The 25733-nt window shown below is 36.5% G+C and carries 22 protein-coding genes, 3 tRNA genes and 1 pseudogene; 13 read left to right on the top strand and 13 right to left on the bottom strand.

All coding sequences use genetic code 11. The annotated features are described in order from the left end of the window. Window positions 1–154: pseudogene (locus E2R67_RS01925) on the top strand (IS4 family transposase); the annotation flags it as partial. A 54-nt stretch (window positions 155–208) separates the two neighbouring features. Here the strand turns inward: E2R67_RS01925 and E2R67_RS01920 are convergent. After that, on the bottom strand, window positions 209–832 hold the full coding sequence (locus E2R67_RS01920; protein WP_134289252.1) for a hypothetical protein: 624 nt from the start codon (window positions 830–832) through the stop codon (window positions 209–211). A 117-nt stretch (window positions 833–949) separates the two neighbouring features. Beyond that, window positions 950–2890 carry a HAMP domain-containing methyl-accepting chemotaxis protein gene (locus E2R67_RS01915; RefSeq protein WP_134289251.1) on the bottom strand — a complete coding sequence of 647 codons (1941 nt, stop codon included), beginning with the start codon at window positions 2888–2890 and terminating at the stop codon, window positions 950–952. Between the two features lie 450 nt (window positions 2891–3340). Between E2R67_RS01915 and E2R67_RS01910 the strand changes: the two genes are divergently transcribed. The 4 genes from E2R67_RS01910 to E2R67_RS01895 all read left to right on the top strand — a co-directional run bounded on the left by E2R67_RS01910 (window position 3341) and on the right by E2R67_RS01895 (window position 8686). Next, window positions 3341–4531: an efflux RND transporter periplasmic adaptor subunit gene (locus E2R67_RS01910; protein ID WP_134289250.1), complete on the top strand. Its 1191-nt coding sequence runs from the start codon at window positions 3341–3343 to the stop codon at window positions 4529–4531. Window positions 4532–4534: 3 nt separating this feature from the next. Further along, the gene (locus tag E2R67_RS01905; protein WP_134289249.1) at window positions 4535–6478 is read left to right on the top strand and encodes a MacB family efflux pump subunit; all 1944 of its coding nucleotides are present in this window, start codon (window positions 4535–4537) and stop codon (window positions 6476–6478) included. Window positions 6479–6557: 79 nt separating this feature from the next. Continuing rightward, window positions 6558–7994 (top strand): ATP-binding protein, encoded by a 1437-nt coding sequence (locus E2R67_RS01900; protein ID WP_208379432.1) that lies wholly within the window; start codon window positions 6558–6560, stop codon window positions 7992–7994. After that, window positions 7991–8686 carry a response regulator gene (locus tag E2R67_RS01895; protein ID WP_134289248.1) on the top strand — a complete coding sequence of 232 codons (696 nt, stop codon included), beginning with the start codon at window positions 7991–7993 and terminating at the stop codon, window positions 8684–8686. The genes E2R67_RS01900 and E2R67_RS01895 overlap by 4 nt, the downstream gene beginning before the upstream one ends. 6 nt (window positions 8687–8692) lie before the next feature. Here the strand turns inward: E2R67_RS01895 and E2R67_RS01890 are convergent, their stop codons facing one another. Then, the gene (locus tag E2R67_RS01890) at window positions 8693–9598 is read right to left on the bottom strand and encodes a siderophore ABC transporter substrate-binding protein (protein ID WP_134289247.1); all 906 of its coding nucleotides are present in this window, start codon (window positions 9596–9598) and stop codon (window positions 8693–8695) included. Window positions 9599–9795: 197 nt separating this feature from the next. On the opposite strand from E2R67_RS01890, the gene E2R67_RS01885 reads away from it, so the two are divergent. The 3 genes from E2R67_RS01885 (at window position 9796) to E2R67_RS01875 (ending at window position 13909) form a co-directional block, all read left to right on the top strand. Continuing rightward, window positions 9796–10482 carry a response regulator transcription factor gene (locus E2R67_RS01885; protein ID WP_134289258.1) on the top strand — a complete coding sequence of 229 codons (687 nt, stop codon included), beginning with the start codon at window positions 9796–9798 and terminating at the stop codon, window positions 10480–10482. Then, the gene (locus E2R67_RS01880) at window positions 10479–11828 is read left to right on the top strand and encodes a sensor histidine kinase (RefSeq protein ID WP_134289246.1); all 1350 of its coding nucleotides are present in this window, start codon (window positions 10479–10481) and stop codon (window positions 11826–11828) included. Before E2R67_RS01885 ends, E2R67_RS01880 begins: the two co-directional genes overlap by 4 nt. Before the next feature lie 107 nt (window positions 11829–11935). Further along, a complete protein-coding gene (locus E2R67_RS01875; RefSeq protein ID WP_134289245.1) occupies window positions 11936–13909 on the top strand; it encodes a TonB-dependent receptor domain-containing protein in 1974 nt (657 codons plus the stop codon). A 76-nt stretch (window positions 13910–13985) separates the two neighbouring features. On the opposite strand, the gene E2R67_RS01870 is transcribed toward E2R67_RS01875, so the two are convergent. Further along, a complete protein-coding gene (locus E2R67_RS01870; protein WP_134289244.1) occupies window positions 13986–14768 on the bottom strand; it encodes an autotransporter domain-containing protein in 783 nt (260 codons plus the stop codon). Window positions 14769–14941: 173 nt separating this feature from the next. Continuing rightward, window positions 14942–15202 carry a thioredoxin domain-containing protein gene (locus tag E2R67_RS01865; protein ID WP_243836924.1) on the bottom strand — a complete coding sequence of 87 codons (261 nt, stop codon included), beginning with the start codon at window positions 15200–15202 and terminating at the stop codon, window positions 14942–14944. A gap of 5 nt (window positions 15203–15207) precedes the next feature. Between E2R67_RS01865 and E2R67_RS01860 the strand changes: the two genes are divergently transcribed. Beyond that, window positions 15208–15414, top strand: a complete 207-nt coding sequence (locus E2R67_RS01860; protein WP_208379431.1) for a type 2 periplasmic-binding domain-containing protein — start codon at window positions 15208–15210, stop codon at window positions 15412–15414. 92 nt (window positions 15415–15506) lie between these two features. Here the strand turns inward: E2R67_RS01860 and E2R67_RS01855 are convergent. The 5 genes from E2R67_RS01855 to murB form a co-directional block, all read right to left on the bottom strand. After that, window positions 15507–15581: transfer RNA gene (locus tag E2R67_RS01855), tRNA-Gly, on the bottom strand. A gap of 90 nt (window positions 15582–15671) precedes the next feature. Next, a tRNA-Tyr gene (locus tag E2R67_RS01850) sits at window positions 15672–15755 on the bottom strand. Window positions 15756–15765: 10 nt separating this feature from the next. Beyond that, window positions 15766–15841 (bottom strand) — tRNA-Thr (locus E2R67_RS01845). Window positions 15842–15958: 117 nt separating this feature from the next. Continuing rightward, the gene (birA, locus tag E2R67_RS01840; RefSeq protein ID WP_134289243.1) at window positions 15959–16930 is read right to left on the bottom strand and encodes a bifunctional biotin--[acetyl-CoA-carboxylase] ligase/biotin operon repressor BirA; all 972 of its coding nucleotides are present in this window, start codon (window positions 16928–16930) and stop codon (window positions 15959–15961) included. After that, window positions 16923–17981, bottom strand: a complete 1059-nt coding sequence (gene murB / locus E2R67_RS01835) for a UDP-N-acetylmuramate dehydrogenase (RefSeq protein ID WP_134289242.1) — start codon at window positions 17979–17981, stop codon at window positions 16923–16925. Before murB ends, birA begins: the two co-directional genes overlap by 8 nt. Before the next feature lie 72 nt (window positions 17982–18053). Between murB and E2R67_RS01830 the strand changes: the two genes are divergently transcribed. Then, window positions 18054–18479, top strand: a complete 426-nt coding sequence (locus E2R67_RS01830) for a GNAT family N-acetyltransferase (protein ID WP_134289241.1) — start codon at window positions 18054–18056, stop codon at window positions 18477–18479. A 22-nt stretch (window positions 18480–18501) separates the two neighbouring features. Here E2R67_RS01830 and msrB read toward each other — a convergent pair whose 3' ends face one another. Further along, window positions 18502–18945: a peptide-methionine (R)-S-oxide reductase MsrB gene (msrB, locus tag E2R67_RS01825; RefSeq protein ID WP_134289240.1), complete on the bottom strand. Its 444-nt coding sequence runs from the start codon at window positions 18943–18945 to the stop codon at window positions 18502–18504. Between the two features lie 268 nt (window positions 18946–19213). Then, window positions 19214–19987: a hypothetical protein gene (locus tag E2R67_RS01820; RefSeq protein ID WP_134289239.1), complete on the bottom strand. Its 774-nt coding sequence runs from the start codon at window positions 19985–19987 to the stop codon at window positions 19214–19216. Window positions 19988–20747: 760 nt separating this feature from the next. On the opposite strand from E2R67_RS01820, the gene leuA reads away from it, so the two are divergent. After that, window positions 20748–22298 carry a 2-isopropylmalate synthase gene (gene leuA, locus E2R67_RS01815; protein WP_134289238.1) on the top strand — a complete coding sequence of 517 codons (1551 nt, stop codon included), beginning with the start codon at window positions 20748–20750 and terminating at the stop codon, window positions 22296–22298. A gap of 52 nt (window positions 22299–22350) precedes the next feature. Further along, window positions 22351–22980, top strand: coding sequence for an MBL fold metallo-hydrolase (locus tag E2R67_RS01810; protein ID WP_134289237.1), 630 nt, complete (start codon window positions 22351–22353; stop codon window positions 22978–22980). A gap of 70 nt (window positions 22981–23050) precedes the next feature. Here the strand turns inward: E2R67_RS01810 and E2R67_RS01805 are convergent, their stop codons facing one another. Continuing rightward, window positions 23051–24259 (bottom strand): DUF945 family protein, encoded by a 1209-nt coding sequence (locus E2R67_RS01805; protein ID WP_134289235.1) that lies wholly within the window; start codon window positions 24257–24259, stop codon window positions 23051–23053. Between the two features lie 653 nt (window positions 24260–24912). On the opposite strand from E2R67_RS01805, the gene cobO reads away from it, so the two are divergent. Beyond that, window positions 24913–25521: a cob(I)yrinic acid a,c-diamide adenosyltransferase gene (gene cobO, locus E2R67_RS01800; RefSeq protein ID WP_134289233.1), complete on the top strand. Its 609-nt coding sequence runs from the start codon at window positions 24913–24915 to the stop codon at window positions 25519–25521. The last annotated feature ends 212 nt before the right edge of the window (window positions 25522–25733 follow it).

Below are 25733 nucleotides of genomic sequence, written 5' to 3'. Positions count from 1 at the left end.
AGGTAATGTTCCTAGAATAGTGATTGATATAGAAAGAAATGCGGCACAATTTAAGTTGGAGGGAAAACGTGAGCGAAGTTATCCGAGGTGTTTAAAAGCGTCTAAAAATCGATATCCAGTGGCGAAAAGTAAATATGCCGTTCACCTTAAGTGAACGGCATTACCTAAAAAGGTGGTTTAATGCTCCAACAATAATACTTAGTGAGGACTATTTTGCTGTTACTGAGAACTCGTCAATACGTACTTCAATATCTTTAGTCATATCAGGCTTGTCAGCATCGCCTACATACACTTCCATTAAACTAAAGATTTCAACAGCTCCTGCGCCAGAGTTAAAATCAACATTGACTTGACGGAAACACGCTTTCTTTTCACCTTTTGGCGCTGCATCTAAATCTCTTGTATGCACTCGGTTTTCGGCAATCACTTTACCAGTTAAAGATGCACCTTCGACTGCTTCACGTACACCGTAATAAAGTGTACTTGGTGAAGCTGGCCCCTTCTTATCACAGTAATAAAGAGAAAAAGTCATATCTGTATTAGCAGGTAAACCCGTGATCACTTGGCTTAAACCAGGCTTTGCAGTAAAGTCGTTAATTGCCACTTTTTCTTTAAAACGAATACGAGAACTACCTTGAGCATCAAATGCTGTATCACCAGAACTCCCCACATCGCCCAAACCACCGTCTGAGTCTTCATGTGAAATCCATACATCACTCTTCCCTTGATTACCACGATAATCTGTTAGCTGTGGATCGACAACGTAGTTTTGAGCAGAAAAAGCTAGACTTGAAGCTAATAAAGTTGCTGTTATGAATATTGGTTTTATCATCGTGAATTCTCTCTGTAATAAGTTGATTAATATAACAGTCATAATAAATTGTATTTATCATTGAAGCAGTGATCATCTTCTGCTTTCTGTTATTTATGATTTTATATTGTTAAAAATTTAGACTTTAAACTTAACCGTTAGCGCTTTTAATTGTTCAGCTAACTTGGCAATCTCAGTACTTGCGCTTCTTGTTTCCTCAGAAGCAGCTGCATTTTCTTGTGCAATATCTTTAACATTAAGTACATTTTTATTAATATTTTCAGCCACTAAACTTTGTTGTTCCGCTGCATCCGATATTTGCGTATTCATGTCGTTAATAATACCAATCACCCTTGTAATGGATTGTAGAGCAGCACTTGTATCATTAGCCTGTTCAACACATTGTTCAGCTTGCTCACGACCTTTATCCATAACTACAACGGTGCTTTGAGTGCCCGCTTGTAGTTTTTCGATGATACGTTGAATTTCCTGCGTTGATTCTTGTGTTCTGCTTGCAAGAGAGCGAACTTCATCAGCAACAACAGAAAAACCTCTACCATACTCACCTGCTCGAGCAGCTTCAATAGCGGCATTAAGCGCCAATAAATTAGTTTGCTCAGCAATCCCTCGAATTACATCAAGAATACTGCTAATGTTAAGTACTTCTTTTTCAACATCTGCTAACTTGTCAGAAGACTCATTCACATTGGCATTTAAGGTCGTGATACCTAATATGGTTTGCTCAACAACTTTACTACCTGAATGAGCTTCATTATCAGCTTCTACCGCTGCTTTTGCTGCATTTGAAGCATTATCAGCAACATCGTGAACAGTCGCAGCCATTTCATTCATTGCGGTCGCAACCAATTCGGTTTCTGTCTCTTGTTGTACTATGCCTTGAGCGGTTTTCTCAGTCACCAGCGCTAATGTTTCAGAAGCGGATGCCAGCTCTGCACTTGCACCAGAAATGGTTGCAATCATATTTCTTAAATTACGAGCGGTTTTTTGAATTGAACTTAATAAAAGCCCTGTTTCATCTTTGCTTGTTTCGCCGACCTCTATTGTCAAATTACCTTCTGATAATTGATTAGATAGCGCAACTGCGCGATGGATAGGCTTAGTGATTGAAATGGTAAGTAAGTAAGCTGCAATAATCCCAATAGCCAATGCGACGATGGAGAGCAATAATATAAAGTTAATACTTTGCGCTGTATTTGCTTTAAGTTCAATCCCCAATGCTTCTTGTTCTTGAGCTATCGTAGAATTTACACTTTCAATATTTTTGGCAATTTCAATTTCTACTATATTTAACGTCCCTTCAATGATCTTATTTTTTTCTATAATAAGGTTATGAATGGTTTTCATATTACTTATATATTGCTCATGGGAGTCTTTAAATTCATTTAAAAGTGTTAAAGCTTCTTCATCTTCAAGATTGTCTTCTAATTCTTCTACACCTTCGCCTAATATATCTTCCATATTATTAATTGCAGCTTCAAAATCTTCATCGCTATTTGATTCTAAAAACTTAACAACAAAAAGGCGTCCAATATACATTTTTTCCTGTACATAACTTGCATAATAAGCTGCTTCCGTATCTCCAACGCGTTGAATAATACTTGCAGTAATTCTTCCCATATTTTCACCAAGAGGGACTAACTCTTGATTATTAATGTCATCACGCTTTTTCATTAGGTTTGCAACATTTACAAAACCTTTTTTATATTTGCTGATTGAGGCTTCTATTTCAGCAATTAATGCAGCTCTTTCAGGGTTATCAATTTGTGCTTTAGCGGTATTCAGAACATCACTCATTTCAACGATAGATGCTTCATATTGTTTAATATCTTTATCGTCTTTAGTGATCATAAAGTTTTTTACATTAATACTAATCTTGAACATATCAACTTGTAGTTGATTCGTTAAATTAGTATCACTAACCAAATCTCGATATTGATTACTTCCGTTTTCAGATTCTTGTAAAGAAAAAATACTCATGCATAACACAATAGCAAGTAGTACAAGCACAATTAAAAAACCAAGACCTATTTTCAGACCTAATTTTAAATTTTTAAACATGAGATAACCTATAGAAAAACAAATGACATGGTGTATTAAATTTAGCCTTAAGCCTCTAATAGTCAAGGTATTTACGATGTAATTCAGATGATTGGCACACTTATCTTTGTTAAAGAAGGAGCAAAAATACTTTATTTTTACAATTACAATAAAAATATCAGTGAATATAGTTTTTATTGCTTATTTTGGCAAAAAACAATTAAAGTCAAAAACACCCTACTTAAGGGTAAAAATTAACGACACCGATTTCGAGGAGTTAAAATCAAAAATAAAAACAAACGTTTTTTAATAGCCACACATTTTCCACACAATCACATTGAAACAAAATTTAACACTATAAATACAATACTTTAAAGAAATTTCAATCTTCATTTTTAACCTATATTTTCTTTCTATAATTCCCTATCGCTTTAGTTAAGTACTCGCTTTAAATAGATATTGGAACAAGCTATGAATAAAAAAATAAAATATATTCTCACTTTTACATTATTAGCTATATCAATTGTTGGTTTTGTTAGCTTTTATTTCGTTGCGGATAAAAGTTCTGAGCGCATTTTTACTACTGACTTTGTTAAGAAAGGCAATATAGAAAGTGTCGTTTTAACGAATGGAGTTTTATATCCATCTAAACTTGTTGATGTTGGCTCTCAAGCTGCCGGTCAAATCGAGAGCCTGGCAGTTAGTCTTGGTGATCAAGTTAAAAAGGGAGACTTAATTGCACAGATCGACAGTTTAACTCAGCAGAATACATTAAAAGAAGCACAAGCAGCTCTTAACATTATTAATGCCCAATATCGTGCTAAGCAGGCTCAAATACGAGAAGCTACATCAGAATTTAAACGTCAGAAAACAATGCTCAAAGATGGCGCAAGTTTCCAATCCGCTTATGACACTGCAGAAGCCGCATTAATGGTTTACAACGCAGAATTAGAGCAAATAACCGCGCTAAAGGAACAAGCTTTAATCAGTGTTGATAATGCAAAATTAAATCTTGGTTATACAAAAATTGTCGCTCCCATCGATGGCACTGTGGTTTATGTTTCAGTCCAACAAGGACAAACATTAAGTAACAATCAAGAAACCCCAAGTATTGTGGAACTCGCCCAACTCGACACCATGACCATTAAAGCGGAAGTATCAGAAGCAGATATTATTCACGTAAAACCTAATCAATCCGTTTATTTTTCTATTCTCGGAGCCCCTAAACAGAAATACCATGCAACACTTCGTGCCATTGAACCAGGGCCAACATTAATGACGGGTGACGATAGCAATCTCAATATCGGTGATAGTGATGCGATATATTACAACGCACTATTTGATATTGATAACCCTGAAAAATTATTAAGAATTGGTATGACAGCGCAAGTTTCTATTGTGCTTGATAAAGCTGAAAACGTGTTATTAGTTCCCTCTCAAATACTAATTAAAACAAACCAAGAAAGTACTTATAAAGTCCCCGTGAAAATAGACGGAAAGTCACAATATCGAACAGTAGAAGTAGGATTAAATAACAATATTGTTGCAGAAGTTTTGTCAGGCCTTGAAGAAGGTGATGAGATCATCATAGGAGAATCTTCTACCAACGAAAGCAGTTCAAGTAAAAAATCCTCAAGCCGCCCACAAAGAATGGGGTTTTAATTTATGAGTGAAGTCTTATTAGATATTGTTGGCGTCAGCCGTACCTTTAGCGCAGGCGATCAAAATTTAATTGTGCTGAATAATGTCAGCTTGAAAGTACACCGTGGAGAAATGATTGCTATCATCGGCACATCAGGGTCTGGTAAATCAACATTAATGAATATTTTAGGTTGTTTAGATAAAGCTTCTTCGGGGCATTATTTTATTAATGGTCAAGATACTTCTAAAATGGATGAAAATGAATTAGCCGCACTACGTCGAGAATATTTTGGCTTTATATTTCAGCGCTATCATTTATTAGGCGATCTTTCTGCTGTCGCTAACGTTGAAGTGCCTGCGCTTTATGCAAGCGAAGAAAAAAATACACGCCGAGCAAGAGCTGAAAGCTTACTTTCACGCTTAGGTTTAAGCGATAGATTAGATCATAAACCTAGCCAGCTAAGTGGTGGGCAACAACAACGCGTCAGTGTTGCTCGCGCCCTCATTAATGGCGGTGATGTCATTTTAGCGGATGAACCCACCGGTGCCTTAGATAGCAGTAGCGGCGAAGAAATGATGGAGCTATTGCAAGAATTACACAAAGATGGTCATACCATTATTTTAGTCACTCATGATCCTCAAGTTGCGGCTTTTGCAGATCGCGTTATTGAAATAAAAGATGGAGAAATAAAAAGCGATCGCGTAACCAATACGGAAACGAAAAAAACTGTATTAGCCAATAAAAAAACGGCAAAAATACAGAGTCGATTTGATTATTCAAGTTATTTAGAAGCATTAAAAATGGCATTAATTGCCATGTCTAGTCATCGACTCCGTACCTTTTTGACAATGCTAGGCATTATTATAGGTATCGCTTCAGTGGTTTCTGTGGTGGCGCTTGGTACGGGTTCACAACAGGCGGTGTTAGAAAATATGGCATCGATGGGAACCAACACAATAGAAATAAAACCAGGTAATGGACTTGGAGATCGTCGTTCAGGAAGAATACGAACGTTAACTGCAAGTGATGCAAACGCATTAAAAACGCTCCCTTTTGTTGATAGCGTAACACCAACCGTCAGAGCAAATGTTGCCATTCGTTATGCTAACCAAGCTTTAACTGCTGGCGTAGAAGGTGTGGGTACAGAATACTTTAGGGTGCGAGGTTACACGTTAGCGCAGGGCCAATACTTTGATGAAACAAGCGTAGAAGAACTTGCTCAAGTGGCGGTTATTGATTCCAATACTGCGACAACTTTATTTCCTAACGAAAGTGCTATCGGTCAAATTATTTTTTTAGGAAAATTACCCGTTAAAATTATCGGCGTAACAGAACCTAGAGAAAACGCCTTTGGCAATAGTGAAGCACTCAATGTATGGATACCTTACACAACAGTATCTGGTCGTATATTTAGACAAGATGACGTTAACGATATTACGGTGCGTATCAATGAAAGTGTATCAAGCACTGCTGCAGAACAAGGTATTATTCGCTTAATAAAAATGCGTCACGGCGTTGAAGATTTTTTCACAGTGAATACCGACACCATCCGCGAAAACATTGAAAAAACATCAGCAACCATGACTTTATTAATTTCAACAATTGCATTTATTTCACTGATTGTTGGTGGGATTGGTGTGATGAATATTATGTTGGTTTCAGTGACAGAACGAACACGAGAAATAGGCATCCGTATGGCTGTTGGTGCGCGTAAAGGCGATATATTAAGACAATTTTTAATTGAAGCCGTTTTAGTTTGTATTTGTGGCGGGATCCTTGGGATCACTTTAGCCTATGTCATTGGGCTTGTTTTTTCCTCAAGCAACAGTGATTTCCAAATGGTATATTCTATGAACTCTATTATTGCAGCCTTTGCTTGTTCAACCTTGATTGGACTTTTATTTGGTTATTTACCTGCTCAAAATGCAGCGAAATTAAATCCAGTAGAAGCCCTTTCGAGAGATTAAAATAATGACTACTTTGCGACTTACTGGTAACAATACCGCTATACTGTAGTGTTACCAGCTTTATAAAAAGGAACTAACCTTGAGGTTATTCTATAAATTTTTCTTTGCTTTTTGCATTACAAGCTTTGTTGCTGTGGGATTAATGTTGGCATTAATCACTGTGAATTTATCAACAAGTTTTAATGACTTTGTGAATGAAGCTGAACACAAACAAGTCGTTAACCTAAAAAGTAGAATCATTGCCTTCTATCAAGAAAATGGCAGCTGGGAATTACTTAAAGGTAACGAAGCTCTGTGGAAAGAAATGTTAGGTGCGAATACAAAATCATCACTCCGAGCACCCACTCATTCGATGGATGCAAATAAACAAACTGAAGATAGTATTTCTACGTTAAGTCATTTATTGCAAACACAAAAGCGTTTAAGTTTATATGATATCAACAAACAAGTGATCATCGGCAGAAGGTCAATATCAGACAATCCCTATAGTGAAACGATTGAACTTGATGGAGAACAAATAGGTTGGATCAGTCTTATTCCATCTGAATTATTAGAAGGCAGTCCAGGTAACGAGTTCTTAGCCCAGCAATACAAAAATTATTACATTATTGCTCTAAGCGTTATTGCTTTGGCATTGATAACCGCGTGGTTATTTTCTCGACATTTAGTGTCCCCGATCAGTTCTCTGATTAATGGAACTTTTACATTAATCAAAGGAAATTACAGCATTCGTATTGAGAAAAAAACCAACGATGAACTTGCTTTATTATCTGATAATGTCAATGTTCTTGCTGAAACCTTGGATAAGAATCAAAGCAATCGTTCCAAATGGATGTCAGATGTTTCTCACGAATTAAAAACGCCTTTAACCATATTAAGAGGCCAACTTATTGGTATTCAAGATGGTGTTTTTAAAGCGGATGAACAACGAGTTCAACTGTTTATCGACCAAATTGATAGTATGGGTAATATAGTCAATGATCTTTACCAATTATCAACCACAGACGTCGGTGGCCTCACTTACAAAAAAGAACCTTTAAATCCTATTCAAATACTATTGCAAGTGGCAGAAAGTTTTAGTGCTAAGTTTAAACAAAAAGAACTAAGTGTAGATTGCACTCAAATAGCCGCACTCATAAGCGATGAGAAATGCAATGTGCTAGCCGATAGAGATAGACTCAGACAATTATTTGTGAATTTGTTTGAGAACGCTTACCGATATACAAACGCACAAGGCTGTATTCAAATAAACGCAAATATCATTGAACAGAATATAAATATTCAAATGCAGGACTCAGCTCCCGGTGTCCCATTAACCATTCAAGGTCATTTATTTGAACGCTTTTATCGTTTAGAGCCTTCTCGTAACCGAGATTCTGGCGGCTCAGGATTAGGCTTGGCTTTATGTAAACAGATTGTTGATGCGCATCAAGGTACCATTACCACTTCTGATTCATCACTTGGTGGATTAAGTATCAATATAACATTACCTAAACACAGGAGTTATCCGCAATGAAAAAGCAAACAATCTTAATCGTTGAGGACGAAGCGCATATTGCAGAAGTGCTGATCGCTTACTGTGAAAATAATGGTTACTTAACTCAACATTTAAACAGAGGTAAAGATGTCACGAACTTTATTAAAGAAAATAAAGTTGACCTTATGTTACTCGACTTAATGTTACCGGATATTGATGGTTTAGAAATATGTAAGCAAATTAGAGTTTTTTCACAAATGCCTATTATTATGCTCACAGCCAAAAGTGAAGAGATTGATAAATTATTAGGCTTAGAATTTGGTGCCGATGATTATATTTGCAAACCTTTTAGTCCAAGAGAAGTGATAGCAAGAATTAAAAGTGTACTACGCAGAGCAATCAATAATAGTACTGAAATCGACCAGACGCAGTTAATAAAACACTCTGAATTTGAAATGAAAATAGCAGAGCATGAAGTCACTTTCCAAGGCCAATTTTTAGATTTAACACCAAGAGAATTCTTAATACTGCAGCTTTTTTTGGAAAATAGTGGCCGTGTATTTAGTCGTGATGAAATATTAGCTTACGCCTATAGCGACACCTTGGAAATATCAGATCGCAATATTGATACGCACATTAAAAACATACGTAAAAAGATCAACCAAATCGATGATAAAGTCGATCCTATTCGCTCTGTATATGGCATTGGTTATAAATTCAATAAATCATAAATACAACTAAGGCAACAGCCTATAAACATCTTTAATCATTTGCTCTGTTGCAGTTACTCCTGCCATAGCCAAATACCAAGCATTGAGGTCAAGCAACACAATTCGTCTTTTTTGATAAGCGAGAGTTGTTTTAATTAGCTCATTACTAAAATTATCTACAGTGCTCACTTTATCTTTATTAAGTAATGTATCTCTATCAATAACAAATAAAATATCGGGATTTGTTTTGCTAATAAATTCATAGGAGATCAAATCCCCGTGTCTTGATGAATTAGTAATACGACTTGCTTGCTTGAATCCAAAATCTTGATAAATAGCAGAAAATCGAGACTTTTCACCAAAAGCAGTAACATTGCCACCTGACGTCATCACAATGAGAGCGCCCTCATTATAGTTTTTATTATATTCCTGAATAACTTGCATATCCGCATTAATGGCTTGAATTTTCTTTTCTACTTTTTCTTCAATATTAAAAATCAAACCTAAGTTTCGCCACTGCTGCTGTGTGCTTTCCCAATAACCTTTGTTTTCATCATTAGCGAAGACAACTGTTGGTGCAATTTTACTTAATTCAGCATAACTAGAAGAAGCACGCGGGCCGGTAATAATAAGATCAGGTTTTTGCATATAAATAGTTTCGAAATCAGGTTCAAATAAACTACCCGATGAAGCATATTTAGGATCTTGATATTTTCTTAAATAATCAGGTAAATGCATTGATTTAGTGATTGCAACAGGTTCGATTGCAAAAGCATCTAATGCATCCAATGTCCCTAAACCTATCACTACAACACGCTGTGGTTCCGATTCTAATTTTGTATTACCTAACATGTGAGTAATTTGAATTGGTTTTGAAAATGCATAAAAGGATACAAATAAACTTATAATAAACAGGCTGCTTTTTATCTTCATCTTTCGATCTCGTTGTTAATAATTATCATTTATGATTGAAATATAGCCTGACTTATTACTTCACATCAACGAACTTTACATCTGTTACAGTATTTAAATGATCGATCTTTTTGTTTAAAAGTATTACACTCCCAATTGATAATAACACTCAATTAGATTTATAAATTACCTTCCTACTAGGAGTGAGTTTGCCTCAAATTATACCTAAAGTGCTCATTGTTGAAGATGACCAATCTTTAAATAAACAACTTAGCGAATTGCTATCAGTAAGAGGTTTTTCTGTTGAACAGTGCTTTGATGGAGAAACTGGATTAGCTCAATCTTTAAATGAAAGCTTCGATCTTATTTTACTTGATGTTTTATTACCTAAACTTGACGGTTTCTCAATGTTAAAACGTCTCAGGAATCATCGGACAACGCCAGTGATAATGATCACTGCTTGTGGTGCAGAGGAAGAAAGGATTCAAGGTTTTAACAAAGGCGCAGATGATTACTTACCTAAACCTTTTAATGTAGAAGAGTTAATGTTGCGTATTGATGCTTTGCTAAGACGAACAATCAACAAACAAGATACTTTACGCCGTCCAGCTGAGTTAAAAAGTGACTTATTTTTCTTAGATAAAAGCAATCTATGCGTTACTTACGATGAGCAACAGCTTTCATTTACCACCATTGAATTTAACTTACTTTGGATCTTATTAGAAAACCAAGGCGAAGTATTGAGCAAACCTTATCTATATCAAGCAGTATTAGAGCGTGACTTTAGCGCTTACGATCGTAGCTTGGATATGCATTTAAGCCGTATACGTCGAAAATTAACAGAATGTGGTATGTTCGCAGAGCGTTTAAAAACAGTCCACGGTAAAGGTTATTGTTTATCATGAAGAATACTCTTTTTTGGCGATTATCCGCTTCTATCACACTAGCAACCGTTGTCTTATTCTTATTCATTAACGAACTGACTGATAAAACAGAATGGCAGATGAGCTTTATTGCAGAAGAGCACCAAAGGCAGCTTCGAGACTATGCTAAACAAGCCGAAGGGATGTATTTAAAAGGAGAAACTGAAGCATTAAGTGTATGGCTGAAGACATTACAAGAACAAGAAAATACTTGGGTTGCCATTGTAAAGTCTGATTTAAATCCTATTTTAGGGACTCAAATGCAACAAGACTATCTTGACCGTTTTGTATTAGGTCGAGGCGTTGATTGGAAGATTCACCTTTATTTCAATTATAACCCGATAATGGAAGTGCCTTTTGTTGATAAACATACCCATTTCCTAATTCAATTACCAACACGTATGCGTCCAGGTGCATATTGGCAACATGTCGATTTAATATTGCAAATTGCACTCCCCCTTTTACCTCTTTTATTTCTAACTTGGCTTATTTATCGTTACGTTATGTCTCCATTACAACGCTTAGCGATTGCCACACGTAAATTTAGTGCAGGAGATTATAATGCTCGTGCTCGTCCTGATTTAGGAATACGCCGTGATGAATTAACAGATTTAGCCGATGCATTTGATCAAATGGCAGAGAATACAAGCAAGCTAATTATTCAACAGCGACAGCTAATCGCTGATTTATCACATGAATTACGTACGCCTATCACTCGTATGGAAATGGCAATCGGATCGGCAAAACAAGATATTGCTATTGATCAATTACTACCAAGATTAGAAAAAGAAACCAATGATATTCGTACATTGATTGAAGACACATTAACATTAGCATGGCTTGAAAATGAAAAGCCAAAACTTAAAGGAGAGCAGTTTGATCTTATTGAGTTGATAAATGTGATCATCGAAGATGCTAAATTTGAATTCCCCAAAGCTCAATTCATTATCGATTTACCTCAACAACTTAGTCTCGCAGATTGCAGTCAGAGAGCACTTGTACAAGCATTAGAAAACTTAATCCGAAATGCATTAAAATACTCACCAATAGAAAAAGCAGTCACGATAAAAGTTAATCAAGATGTCGATGTGGTCAATATATTGATTAGCGATCAAGGTACTGGTGTTCCAGATGAACATCTCGAAAATATCTTTAAACCTTTCTTCCGAGTAGATAAATCCAGAGATAAAAAGCCAAATGGATTCGGATTGGGTTTAGCTCTAGCAAGACGTCAAATAGAAGCACTTTCAGGTACATTAAAAGCCACTAATGCACCTACAGGCTTACAAATGAAAATACGATTGCCTTATATATCAACCAACACCTAAATGATATTAGATATCATTTGTAACAAATGTAAAATTGCTTTCTTTCTTCATTTCAAAACCAGAGAATACACCTCAATTAATAATAGTTATCATTAACAGGGTGTAAGATGAATATAAAAAACAAGACTTGGCTAACACGCAGCATTATCTCGATGGCTGTAACCTCAGCATTATTAAGTAACACAGTCATCGCAGCTGAAAATCAAGACGTTGATACAACAACGATTACTGGTGAGAGCCTTTCAGCACTTGATATTAGTATCGATCAAGATGCATTAGAAAAATCACAGGCGAGTGACCTTAAAGATATTTTTAAAAACGAAGCAGAAATTTCCGTTGGTGGTGGTAACTCTACCTCACAAAAAGTATATGTGCGCGGTTTAGAAAGTACCATGCTGAATGTCACTATCGATGGCGCAAGACAATCGAGCAGTAACTTCCATCATCAAGGTTCAATATATATAGAGCCAGAGTTACTTAAGCAAGTAGATGTTAAAGCAGGTGCCGGTAATGCCCTTTCTGGTCCAGGAGCATTAGGCGGTTCACTTAGCTTTACGACTAAAGATCCTGAAGATTTATTAAAGACAGACGAACGATTTGGCGCAGTGATTAAAGGTAGTTATAGTACTAATGCTAACGCCTATAAAGCCAGTGCGAGCCTATATGGTAAGTTAACCGATAATTGGAGTGCAATGGGTACTATTGTACAAGCTGAATCTGATAATTATCAAGATGGTGATGGTAACGAAGTTAAATACACAGATGACAACCAACAAAATGGTTTAATTAAAGTAGTAGGTAATTTTAACAATAACCAACGCTTAAGTCTTAGTTATGATAATCGAATCAATGATGGCGAAAGAACAAGAAAATCAAATTGGAGTGCCGCAGCAAACAACCCTGCTTTTGATCAAGAAGCTGATCGCAAAACAGCAACCATAGAATATTCATTAAATCCAAGTAATAACAATTGGTTAGCATTAGAAACAAATGTTTATCATACAGAAGCAAATGTCCAACGCGATGATACGGCTTGGGCTGCTTTATATGGAGGTGGATTGTATTACGGTGATATTGAAACCTATGGTTTTGACATTCGCAATACAAGTGAGTTTGCCAACAACTCTGTCACTTACGGTATAGATTATCATCAAGATACATCAACTTATGATGACTTATACACAAGCGCTGACGAAACATCGGATACAAGTGATGTATACGGAGCTTATCTGCAAGCTGATATACCATTAGCAAAAGCTTGGTTATTCAGTATTGGTAGCCGTTACGATACTTACAAAACAACTGATTCAAGTGGCCAATACTTTGAAGATAGCGCCTTTAGCCCTAATGCGAGCATTCAATTTACACCATCAGAAGATCTAAAATTAGCACTTAGTTATGCGCAAGCTATGCGTGGTGTGCAAGTCATTGAAAGTTTTATTTTAGAAAGCTATACAAATGCTGCTGATTTAGAAGCACAAACAACAGAAAATATTGAATTATCACTGGATTATCAATTAGATGAATTAGCTTTATCTGCAAAAATTTACCATTCTACTATTGATGACGTAATTACTTATGGAGAATGGGGCGATAGTGATTATAAGGTATATCATAATTCTGGAGAGCTAATTACTGAAGGGGTAACTCTTGGTGCTAATTACAATTGGCACGCACTACAAACCAGCATAAGTTACAACCATAATATTGCAGAGCTTAATGGTGAGTCTTTAGATGGTTATTATGTTAATACGCTTGGAGCGTCTACTGGTGACTCCATTAGCACTAGTCTTAACTACCAACTTTCAGAATCACTAGAGTTTGGTTGGTCAGCTATCTTTATGACCCACTTTAGCGATGTGTCGGATGACTTTGAGGAAAAAGCGGGTTACGGTGTACATGATATTTATGGACAATGGTTACCACTTAATGATGATTCTTTAAAAGTAACATTAACAATTAGTAACTTGTTTGATAAAGCCTACCGAGATCAAGGAACCTTTGGTGTTTCAATTTACGGTGATGAAGGGGATATGTCTCCAGGCCGTGATTTCAAGCTAGCAGTCGCTTGGGCGCTTTAATCTAAAAAATACGTTAAGTTAATTGAGATAGTTAGGTTAAGCTAGCTATCTCAATATTTTTCAAATAATCTAACAACTACATTCTTAGCAATAAAGAAATCCCCATTTCTTTGGAATTATTATCAGGCTCGATCCAACCTCTGTTAATACTGTCATACGTTATCTCTGAATCATCAATATGCCAATATCGATAAAAAGGCTCAATAGTTAACGAACTGCCATTATTAAATGCTTTAGTAAAAGCGAGACTAAAACGGTAACCATAACCGTCATCTTGATTAAGTGTAATATTGTCATATGAACTGCTTATTTCACCTAAATAGGAATTGTTTTCTCCTGAGATAAAATAATCGTATTCTATGCGGCTACTGAGTTTAAAACCTAATACTTTACGGTTTTTCTTTAACTCGAACCCAATTGGCATATAAAAATAAACTTGTTCTCGTTCATAACCAGATGCGCCAGTACTAGAGACTAAACCGCTAGAATCATCATTAAGATAGCGATAACCAAGACCTAAATATGGCGATAAACTAAGGTCTCTATTTAAATTAAAATCGCGTCCAAATAGCCCTTTGATTTCAAAAACTTCATCGGGAATATCATTAATTGTACCTGAACCAACGTAATCCATTTCTCCGCGAGCGTAAGAAGCCTCAAATGATTGAAATGCACCGCCTCGATTAAATCTCACACTGCCAATAACACCTTTTAATGTCCCTTTTTCTTGCATCACATTAGGCTCTGTATAAGTGATATCCGACGCGTAGATGCCTAATGTAATATCTGTTTTAGCAACAGCAGGAAATGAACTAAAACAGCTTAAGAATATAAACACAAAAAGAGATTGATACTTCATCGGAGCCAACCTTATAAAAAGTGACTTTCTAGTTTATGAGTATAAGCCATGAAGTCAATCCACCCGACTCAAGATCCACATTATTTCCTTTTTTAAAAAAGAACATTGCTAACCGTAATGACTTTTTAATATAAATAACATATTACCTATTTTAGCAACGCAATCATTTCGGCTTAATCGCGCCATTTTATTGAGCAGCCCATACTAGGCGTTTGTTGTTTTAGCCCTTGGCCAGTTTCTGCAATTAAACGCATTGCATTAATCAGCTCAGGTACTCTATTTTCTGCACTTTCCATGCGTGCATCATCAAGTCTTCCTCGATATTGCAATTCACCTTTATTATTGAATCCAAAAAAATCAGGTGTACACACCGCGCCATATTGCTTAGCGACCGACTGGTCTTTGTCTATTAAATAAGGGAATGAAGTCTGCACTTGATATGTCCAACGACCTACTATCAGGCAAGGTCGTCAGCTTACTCCCTGAGTTTACACCCAAGCCGACAGAACTTTGGCTTATCTTTCCAAGCAGGCAATCAATCACACCAGCAGCACGATTACTTCGCGATATGTTAAAAGAAAAAAGTACTAAAATTTTAAAACAACTGATTGATAAAGGGATTGTGGACAAGAGTATTCTGAATTAAATAAATGAGTCTATTGTTTAAAAAATTCAAACACCAGAAACAAAAAAACCAAGCATAATAGCTTGGTTTTAAGGAAGTTCTTTATAAAAACTTGGAGCGGGCAGCGGGAATCGAACCCGCATTATCAGCTTGGAAGGCTGGAGTAATAGCCATTATACGATGCCCGCAAACTCTGCATCTATGTAGCCTAAGCCACAAAGCAAAAAACAATGCTGTGCATTGTTATCTACTGTCTCACCGTGACAAGTGAGGAAATATGGTGGAGGGAGGTGGATTCGAACCACCGAAGCTTTCGCGACAGATTTACAATCTGTTCCCTTTGGCCACTCGGGAACCCCTCCAGGACTTAGATGGTGCCGACTACCGGAGTCGAACTGGTGACCTACTGATTACAAGTCAGTTGCTCTACCTACTGAGCTAAGTCGGCGCTGTCTAAGTGCCGCGAATATTAAAGAACTTAAGGCCGCCTTGCAAGTCTTTCTTAGTAATTAATTAGTGTTTTTTGATTGATTGCTTAAAAAAAAATCATTTTGATTAGTTTCGACTAATTATTCGCCAAGCGTAATGAGATTTCACCACCGATATAAGGCTTCACTTCATTATCTATTTCTAACAACAATGCACCTTGTTCGTTAATGCCTCTGCAAATGCCTTTTTGCACATTATCAGCGACGATTAAATTAACCTGCTGATTGATAAAACAGTCCAATTCAAACCAACGCGCTAAGAATGGCGCTAAGCCCTTTTCTTCATAGGAGGCTAACAATGACTGCAATTCTTTAATTAATAAACCTGACAATTGGTTACGATCAACAGGCTTTGTATTAATTGTATTTAAATCAATCCAAGGTTGGTCGATTAATTTCCCTTGCTCTGCTGGCATACGTACGTTGATACCAATTCCAATAACAGAGTGACAAGCATCAGAGGCTTGAGCTTGTAATTCAATTAAAATACCCGCTAACTTTTTACCTTGATAATAAAGATCGTTCGGCCATTTTAACCCCACGCCTTGAATACCTAGCTTTTCTAGTGCATTCACTACCGCGATACCCACCAGCAAACTTAATCCCGATGCTCTATCGATTCCTGCATCTAAACGCCAGTACATTGAAAAGTATAAATGAGAAGCAAAAGGTGAAACCCACTCACGCCCTCTTCGACCTCGACCTGCGGCTTGATATTCGGCAATACACGTTTGCCCATTATTTAAATCGGGTACTTTTTCGAGTAAGTATTGATTGGTAGAAGAAAGTATCTGTTCAACATGAATATGTTCAAAGCCACTGACTTGTTTAATAATATTTTTATCTAATAACGTTAAGGGCGTTGCACTGCAATAACCTTTGCCAGTCACTTTATAAATATCTAAGCCAATTTCTTGTAATGCTTTTATATAGTTATTAACTGAGGTTCTTGATACACCTAATAACTCACCAATTTTTTCACCTGAATGAAATTCACCATCAGCCAATAGTTTTAATAATTTATTACCTTGGTCATTTAATTCAGACATTATCTATTACCTGTTGCAAAGTGGTTTCGCCGTTCGCATCAATAAAGCGTACTTCATGCTCTAACAACACTGCGAATTTTTGTAATACTTGTTCTCTTACAAAAGCGGCTAGTTGTACAACATCATATGCCGTTGCACCGCCGTTATTAACTAACACTAATGCTTGTTCAGTATGAACTGCTGCACCGCCGATTTGATGCCCTTTTAAACCACATTGGTCGATCAACCAACCGGCAGCTAACTTAACCGAGCCATCAGCTTGTGGGTAATGTGGCATATCAGCGTGATGCGATAATAACTGCCCACTTAAATGTTCGCTGACGATAGGGTTTTTGAAGAAACTTCCCGCGTTGCCTAGTATTGCAGGATCTGGTAATTTTTCGCTGCGAATACGACATACGTTATCAAAGATTTGCAACGCCGTAACTGAATCTGCTGTTTCATTAAGCGCTTCTAACAAACCATAGCGGCACAATGGCTTCCATAACTTAGGTAATTTTAAAGAAACTGAGGTAATTAAAGCACGATCTTTTAAATCGCCTTTGAAAATACTATCGCGATAAGCAAATAAACAATCTTCATTGGTTAAGGTTTTAAGCTCGCCATCAATTAGGTCAACATAATCAACACTTTCACAGAAATCTTTAAGCTCAACGCCGTAAGCACCAATGTTTTGAACCGGTGCAGCCCCTACTACGCCAGGGATAAGCGCTAAGTTTTCTAATCCATTAATACCTTGCTCAACAGTGTTTTCGACCAATTGAGGCCAATCTTCACCCGCGGCAACCTTTAATCGATGATGTTGAGCATCTTCACTTTTATTCACGCCCATTAATTCAACTTTAATCACTAATCCACTAAAGTCTTCACAAAATAAGGTATTACTACCGCCACCTAACACTAATATAGGCTGTTTAGCTGCTTTGGTTACTTTGATAAGATCTAATAGTTCAGGTAGCTGAGAGATTTTTTGAAAATGGAAAAGACGATGCGCATAAGCATCAATTGAAAAGCTATTAAAAGCCTTGAGTGAGCAATTTTTTTCAATCATTATAAACCCTTATGGCATGTGTCATGCTAGTTTACCTTATCAATAACTTGAAACAAACTATTCGGAACTAAGATGATTGCCAACTCACTATTATTTTGCCAATTAGAGAAACAGCAAACGCCTTTAGTAAACCAGTTTTATAAACGTGTTTACAAAAAAGGAATGGCAAATAAAAGCGATCAAGTGTTTGTATTAAAAGATCAGGAGATTAGATGTGCCGCACGCTTAAAAGCAATACAAGGGGCATTATTATTAACGGGGGTAGCTTGCGCCATTGAATATAGAGGAAAAGGATTAGCAAGTTTGTTAATCAACAATATATTGAACCTGCAAACACAGGATATTTATTGCTTCCCTTACCCTCATTTAGAAACCTTCTATCAACACTTAGGTTTTACTTGTTGCGAGCCTGAACAGCTACCTGAAATATTGAATGCAAAATACCAAGGCTACAATAGCCGCAAACTGCTTTTATGCATGGTAAAAACACATCAATAAAACTCATCACTTAAACCAACAATTACTTAAACAAACTCAATAAGTCTTCATAACCTTGCTCTGCCATTTTATCTTTTTCAATAAAACGTAATGCCGCTGAGTTAATGCAATAACGTAAACCTGTTGGTGCTGGCCCATCATCAAACACATGTCCAAGATGAGAATCTGCTTGCGAACTTCTCACCTCGGTACGTTGCGAGAATAATTTATTATCTACTTTTTCTGTCAGTTCCGCTTGCTCAATCGGTTGAGTAAAACTTGGCCACCCACAATGCGCATCGAATTTATCTAATGAACTAAATAGTGCCTCTCCAGAAACGATATCAACATAAATACCTTCTGCAGTATGATCCCAATACAAATTATTAAAAGGAGGCTCGGTGCCCTCTTGCTGAGTCACTTTGTATTGTATGTCTGTTAAGTTTTGCTTTAACTCATCCTGTGATGGCTTTTTAAATTCACTCATTTTATATCCTTACTATGTAATGATCTTGATAGTACGACTTTATTGCTAAGAAAAAAACGTTACAAACACTGCGGGATTATAATCTCATAAACAATAGAGAGTAGAATAAGCTTTTTAAAATAATGATAATTGTGATTGGCGAGATTGAGTCATAACAAACTACCTCTAGATGCAGAAATAAGTATTTCTAAAAGATAGTTTAACTATTACAATCATTCGGGTGTCCTCTTCTTTGACGAGGGCTACCACCTATAATGGTAGAACCCGCCTAGCTCGACTTAATTTCCTCTTTGACTTTTGAACGTCGTTCGCTTTCTGTCGATTCGATTCTAAGAATATCTGCCCGCAGTATCAGCATAGTACCTTCACCATCTTCAGGATAAAAAAGGATATATTCTCCAACTAAGAAGGGAACACTCCCTACAAGTACCTCCGGATCAGAAGCCAAATAGACTCTACAAATTTCTGAGCCTGAAAACAAATGTCCACCGTATGAGCCATTGCTTATCCCTGATGAGAATGTAGCCAATAGCATAACTGTCATTAGAGACACAAAACGAAACCGCTGCACTCCGAATAATTCAACGAATTCAACGAAGTGACGCGAATAATGGCCGAACTCCATTACACCAATCAAGAATACAGTGAATAGTACAGGAAGCTGTAAAAAAATTGACTCGTCATTGCGCAGCTCCAAAATACTTATGAAGCCCATCAAGAGTCCTATCATGAATGTATTAGAAAACACAATGCGAGCCCAAAGAGGCTGAAAATCTTCCTTCCCAACTGCCTCAGCCAGCTCAACCTTAGCTGTTATAGTACCAAAAACCAATAAGAGACCGAATACAACCATGCTTGGTATAAGCCAGGGCAATGAAGATACAACAATGTTTTGTAAGCTCATAAATGATAGAATTGGGATACCGGTAGATTGCGAATACCCAATTATATACACTACCGAAAAACAGAACGAAATTGCGGGAACAACCGAGACCAACTGAACTAAAGATATTCCGCTCCCCTCATTGCCAGATTTATTCACATTTAACTCCTTGTACAACTAACGAAGCTGTAGAATTTCTCTTTTTCAGCCTGCATATTGAAATAAAAACCACATTAACTCACATTTACTTGAGATTAAATAGATTATTTATATTTTCATTTCATACTGATTAAAATGACTATTAGAGGCAAGCATCTAGGTTATTTGTACATTAAGTATTAGCTCTTGGACTAATGTAGGCGATTTATTGGCTCATTTATATTATGAGTAAGACAATACATTTTCTATTAAGGAGTTCAATGGGGTCGCGTCTCGCCTTTTGTTAACTCACTCTATGCCCTTCTCAACTTAGCGCCCTAAAGTATAATAATCAATATGGCTTATTCTAATGATTTTATTTTCAAGAACAGCCTGTCATTTAAGGCTTTTAGGAAAAATTTAGCGTAAGTGATTTTGTAACGATTCATCAGCTCACTAAAGGTTCTGTTTAAATGAAAAAATTAGGTAAAAAGTGATATTTATACTCGAAACTGAACCTCTCCCCTCATTTACATACCAATAAGCACTTGACGCATAATTTAAAAAACGTAATCATCTACTTAATGACCTAATTTAACTAAATTATTTGAGTTAACCGATGATAAAAATAGATTCACTCCTGCTAAGTTTACTGTTGACGCTAAAAGCGTACGGGTAGCGAGTGTCTGAATAACATCAGTTAAACTGCTTAAACCCGTCTATGTACGGGTTTTTTTATATCTTTATTTTTACAAACAACAATATTTACAAGGGGCTACCTATGTCTGAACAAGTGATTATTTTCGATACGACGTTACGTGACGGTGAACAGGCATTAAGTGCAAGCCTTACTGTAAAAGAGAAACTTCAGATTGCTTTTGCACTTGAGCGTTTAGGTGTCGATGTAATGGAAGTAGGTTTTCCTATTTCATCTCCCGGTGATTTTGAATCCGTACAAACCATTGCACGTGAAATTAAAAACAGTCGCGTTTGTGCACTTTCTCGTGCCTTGCCAAAGGATATTGATGCTGCGGCAGAAGCCTTAAAAGTAGCAGAAGCCTTCCGTATTCATACTTTTATTTCGACTTCTACTATTCATGTTGAAAGTAAGCTAAAACGTTCCTTTGACGATGTCTTAGAAATGGCAGTAAAAGCGGTTAAATACGCACGTAACTTTACCGATGATGTTGAGTTTTCTTGTGAAGATGCAGGCAGAACGCCAATTGATAATCTATGTAGAATGGTAGAAGAAGCCATTAAAGCTGGCGCTAAAACTATCAATATTCCCGATACAGTTGGTTACACTTACCCAAGTGAATTTGGTGGCATTATCAAAACGTTATTTGACCGAGTACCGAATATAGACCAAGCCGTGATTTCTGTACATTGTCATGATGACTTAGGCATGTCAGTTGCGAACTCGATTACAGCCGTTGAAAATGGTGCGCGTCAAATTGAATGTACCATGAATGGTATTGGTGAACGTGCAGGTAACTGTTCACTTGAAGAAGTGGCAATGATTCTACATACACGACAAGCAAAAATGGGTTATACAACCAATATCAAACCTATTGAGATCGCACGTACCAGTCAATTAGTTAGCCAAATATGTAATATGCCAATTCAATCCAATAAAGCCATTGTCGGAGCGAATGCGTTTTCTCACTCATCAGGTATTCACCAAGATGGCGTGTTAAAAGCACAAAATACATATGAAATTATTACACCTGAAAGTGTGGGTATTTTAACTAACAAATTAAACTTAACTTCTCGCTCAGGTCGCCATGTTATTCAACATCGTATGCAAGAGTTAGGTTACCGCGACACGGATTATGATTTAGAAGAGTTATACGCAAGTTTCTTAGCGTTAGCGGATAAAAAAGGCCAAGTATTTGATTATGATTTAGAAGCGCTAATGTTCTTCAATCAAATTGAAAGCCAACCAGAATATTACAAGTTATCAAGCATCAATGTACAATCAGGTACAGGCGTTGTCGCGACGGCAACGGTTGTAATGGAAATTGGTGAAGATAAACGAGTAGTAGAAGCGGCAACAGGTAACGGCCCTATTGATGCTACATACCAATGTTTGATGCGTATATCAGGCTTAGATATCAATATGAATTCTTATAAAATCACCAGTAAAGGTGAAGGTAAGGATGCATTAGGCCAAGTCGATATTGTTGCTTCTTATAATGGACAAAAATTCCATGGTATTGGTTTATCTACTGATATTATCGAGTCATCGGCAAAAGCCTTGGTACACGTGATGAACCATATTCATCTTGCTAAAGCTGTTGAAGTTAAAAAGAAAAATTTAACACACGTTTAATCAGTATGAATAAGGTGGTTATCTGCCACCTTTGACTTTTTAAGGATTAAAAATGAAAGTAATTGTTATCCCAGTCACGCCTTATCAGCAAAATTGCAGCTTAGTGATTTGTGAAGAAACAAACAAAGCTGCTATCGTTGATCCCGGTGGTGAAGTTGAACGCATTTTAAGTGCCGTGAAAAACCATAATGTAACCGTTGATAAAATCATATTAACGCATGGACACTTAGATCATGTTGGTGGCGCTGAAACATTAGCTGAGCAATTAAATATCCCCATTATTGGACCAGAAAAAGAAGATGCATTTTGGCTTAATGAAATGGAACAGCAGTGCAATATGTTTGGCTTTCCAAAAGTGAACAGTTTCTTACCTACAGAATGGTTAGAGGAAGGCGATATTGTTGAAGTTGGAAACATAAAGTTTAGCGTGCTACATATTCCTGGTCACACTCCGGGTCACGTTGTGCTTTTTGATGCGGCCAGTAAACAACTTATCGCAGGCGATATTTTATTTAATGGTTCAATTGGACGTTCTGATTTCCCTCGAGGCGACCATGGACAATTGATTTCAGGCATAAAAACCAAGTTATTAACCTTACCTGAAGAAACGCTTGTTTATCCCGGTCACGGCCCAACAACAACCATTGGCAGAGAAAAAGTAAGTAATCCTCATCTTCGTTAACTTTAAGTTAAGCTTGAATGTAGAGTGACGCGTTTTATTAACAGTGAATCACTCTACATTTAGCGTTAAGCTACATTGGAATAATTCGGTCGTTAATCTTCAGCTCACCTCTATCTAGCGTTGATTTAACGGTTAACTGTTCACCTTCAGGTTTTAATACACCACTCATTGTTCCCATTTTTAAGAAGTCACCTAGTTCAGCTTGTTCAGATAGTTTTTGTGGCAAACTTAAGTCTAAGTTTCCATTCACATAATCAATTAATAAAAACGGATTTTCTACAACTTGCGCTAACGTCATACCAGGTTGAATATCCATTTTTAGCTTTCCATCCACTTTGCCCCAAGGTGTATTCGAGTAAAGATCTTGCAAATGCAAATTAAAACCTTGGTTTAATAGATCATTGAATATTTGTTGAGAAACTTCAGATCCGCTTATCCCGGTTCTTTCTACAATTAATGCATTTAAATTAAGATCCGAAAGATGTAAATTAATATGGTTGTCTGTGAACACTTTTGTGCCATCAGAATATTCTTTTATTTTCCATTCATTACTTGTATTAACCGTTAATAAATTTTCACTTATTTCATTCTCACCTTCTAAAGAAACACCTTGAATTGAAAGGTTTTTAACAGCATTACCTAACTCAAACTTTTTAACAACAGCTTGGTATTGATAGTTAATCAAAGGTGTATTTGGAAGATGAGATAAGTGATAAGTTGCATCGATTTCTTTCGCTGAAAACGCCCCTTCAGGTGTTTTCCCTGCAAAACCAACCCAGTCAATATTAAATTCACTGCTGTTATCTAAAACATTATATTTATAAACGAAATTAAGCGGCTCTGTTGATAAGCTTTCATTCTTACTTTCAAAGGAACCATTCGACAAATGAAACTCACCCGTTAATTCTCCCAATAGAGTAAGATCCGCGTAGGAAGTTATCCAATCATCCCCATCAAAGAAAGCTTCTATTTTTTTAGCAGGCTCGGAATCCAACAAAGTAATATGATTAATCGCTGTTGCTTTATAAGGATAATGATGAATATCAGAGTCAATTAGCAATTGCAGCGGCTCACTGCCTTCAACAGGTAATGTCACTTTTAGTTTCATATTGGCGGATAAAAACGATTTTTGATAACTGATCAATTCTGTTGTGATTTGTAGAGAATTTGGTTTCGCTAATTGCTTAGGTAATTCTTTTTGCACCATTTCCCCGATAAAATAAGTACTTCCTAAAAGTACAAATGCAACAAGAACAGAAGTTAATATTAGCTTTTTCATAGATACCTTATAAACAGATTTATGTTTCAATAGACTTTTAAGTGCGCTTAATACTTATCGAATTTGCTTCATTATTTATTGAAATCATTGTAGATCACAACAGATGGCCCACATATTACGTCAATCATACAAAGATTAATTCAATAACAAGTTACACCCAAAATCCAATAATAATGAAGTTTAAATGAGTCCTCGTAAGCAGAGTTAATTACACAACCCAATATATTATTAGTCACAGCAGCTGTTATTACATGGCATTGAGCAGACATCACCCTCAATATCCACAACACACCCTAAGAAGTTTTGACAGATTTAAACAATAAAGTTCATAAAATTAATTTACATAAGATAGCAAATAAATGCGTTATAACGATTTTTACTTTATTAAATTAGCAATCAAACAAAACGGTTAGATGAGGAGCTAGTAAACACCACAAATAGTAACTTTACGATTTATACAACCTTAGGTGTATTAGCCATTTCAAGTCATCACCAAAGTATGGTACTGATTGCTTTTGTTATTTCAGGTATCATCGGTTACATTATTTTAGTACCCCTCTATAGCTGAGCAGTAAGGGAATAGAAAAGACGACAAATATTCGCTTTATAAAACGTGTATTCACAGGTTTTATTTTATTTAAAAGGAACAAAACATGGCTAACGATAAATTCTCAGAAGAAAAACATTTAAAGAAAATGAAAGCAGTCAAAGAAAAGCAAGATCAAAAAATTGCAGCTGCTCAAGAAGAACGTGGTGTTAGCATTCTGCTAGCAGGGCCAGGTAAAGGTAAAAGCAGTTCAGCTTTTGGTATGTTGGCGCGCTCATTAGGCCATGGCCACAAGGTTGCTGTCGTTCAGTTTTTAAAAGGCGCTATGTCTACGGGGGAAGAAAAATTCTTTAATGCGCATGATAATGTTGATTGGTTTACCATGGGCGATGGCTTCACTTGGGAAACTCAAAATAGACAGAAAGATATCGACAGTGCACAAAAAGCATGGGACAAAGCAGCTGAATTACTAGCTGATGAAAAATATAACTTAGTGATTCTTGATGAAATCACTTATATGTTTAAATATGAATACCTTGAATTACAACCGACTTTAGATGCGTTAAAAAACCGCCCTAAAGAGATGAATGTAGTATTAACAGGTCGCGGCCCAAAACAAGAGTTAATCGATGCAGTCGATACTTATAGTATGATTTTAGCTGAAAAGCACGCGTTCAAAGCAGGCGTAAAAGCCCAAGCAGGCATTGAGTGGTAGAGAGCGATATCATTTAATCACTCCGCAAAATAACTACTTTACTTAAAGATAATTATTTTGCGGATCTTTCATTTTTCTCAACCCCCTTTCAATACACATTTCAATGACTGCAAACTTTTATCTCCTAATGCGAAAAAAATATTAAATGAATTTCATTTTAGCGAGTTCATCATTATTTTAGAAATAACGATAGTGATACAGTGAAAGTAGAG

It is taken from the genome of Psychromonas algicola, from assembly GCF_004378355.1.
Lineage (GTDB): Bacteria > Pseudomonadota > Gammaproteobacteria > Enterobacterales > Psychromonadaceae > Psychromonas.
This window is presented reverse-complemented; position numbering and strand designations above follow the sequence as displayed.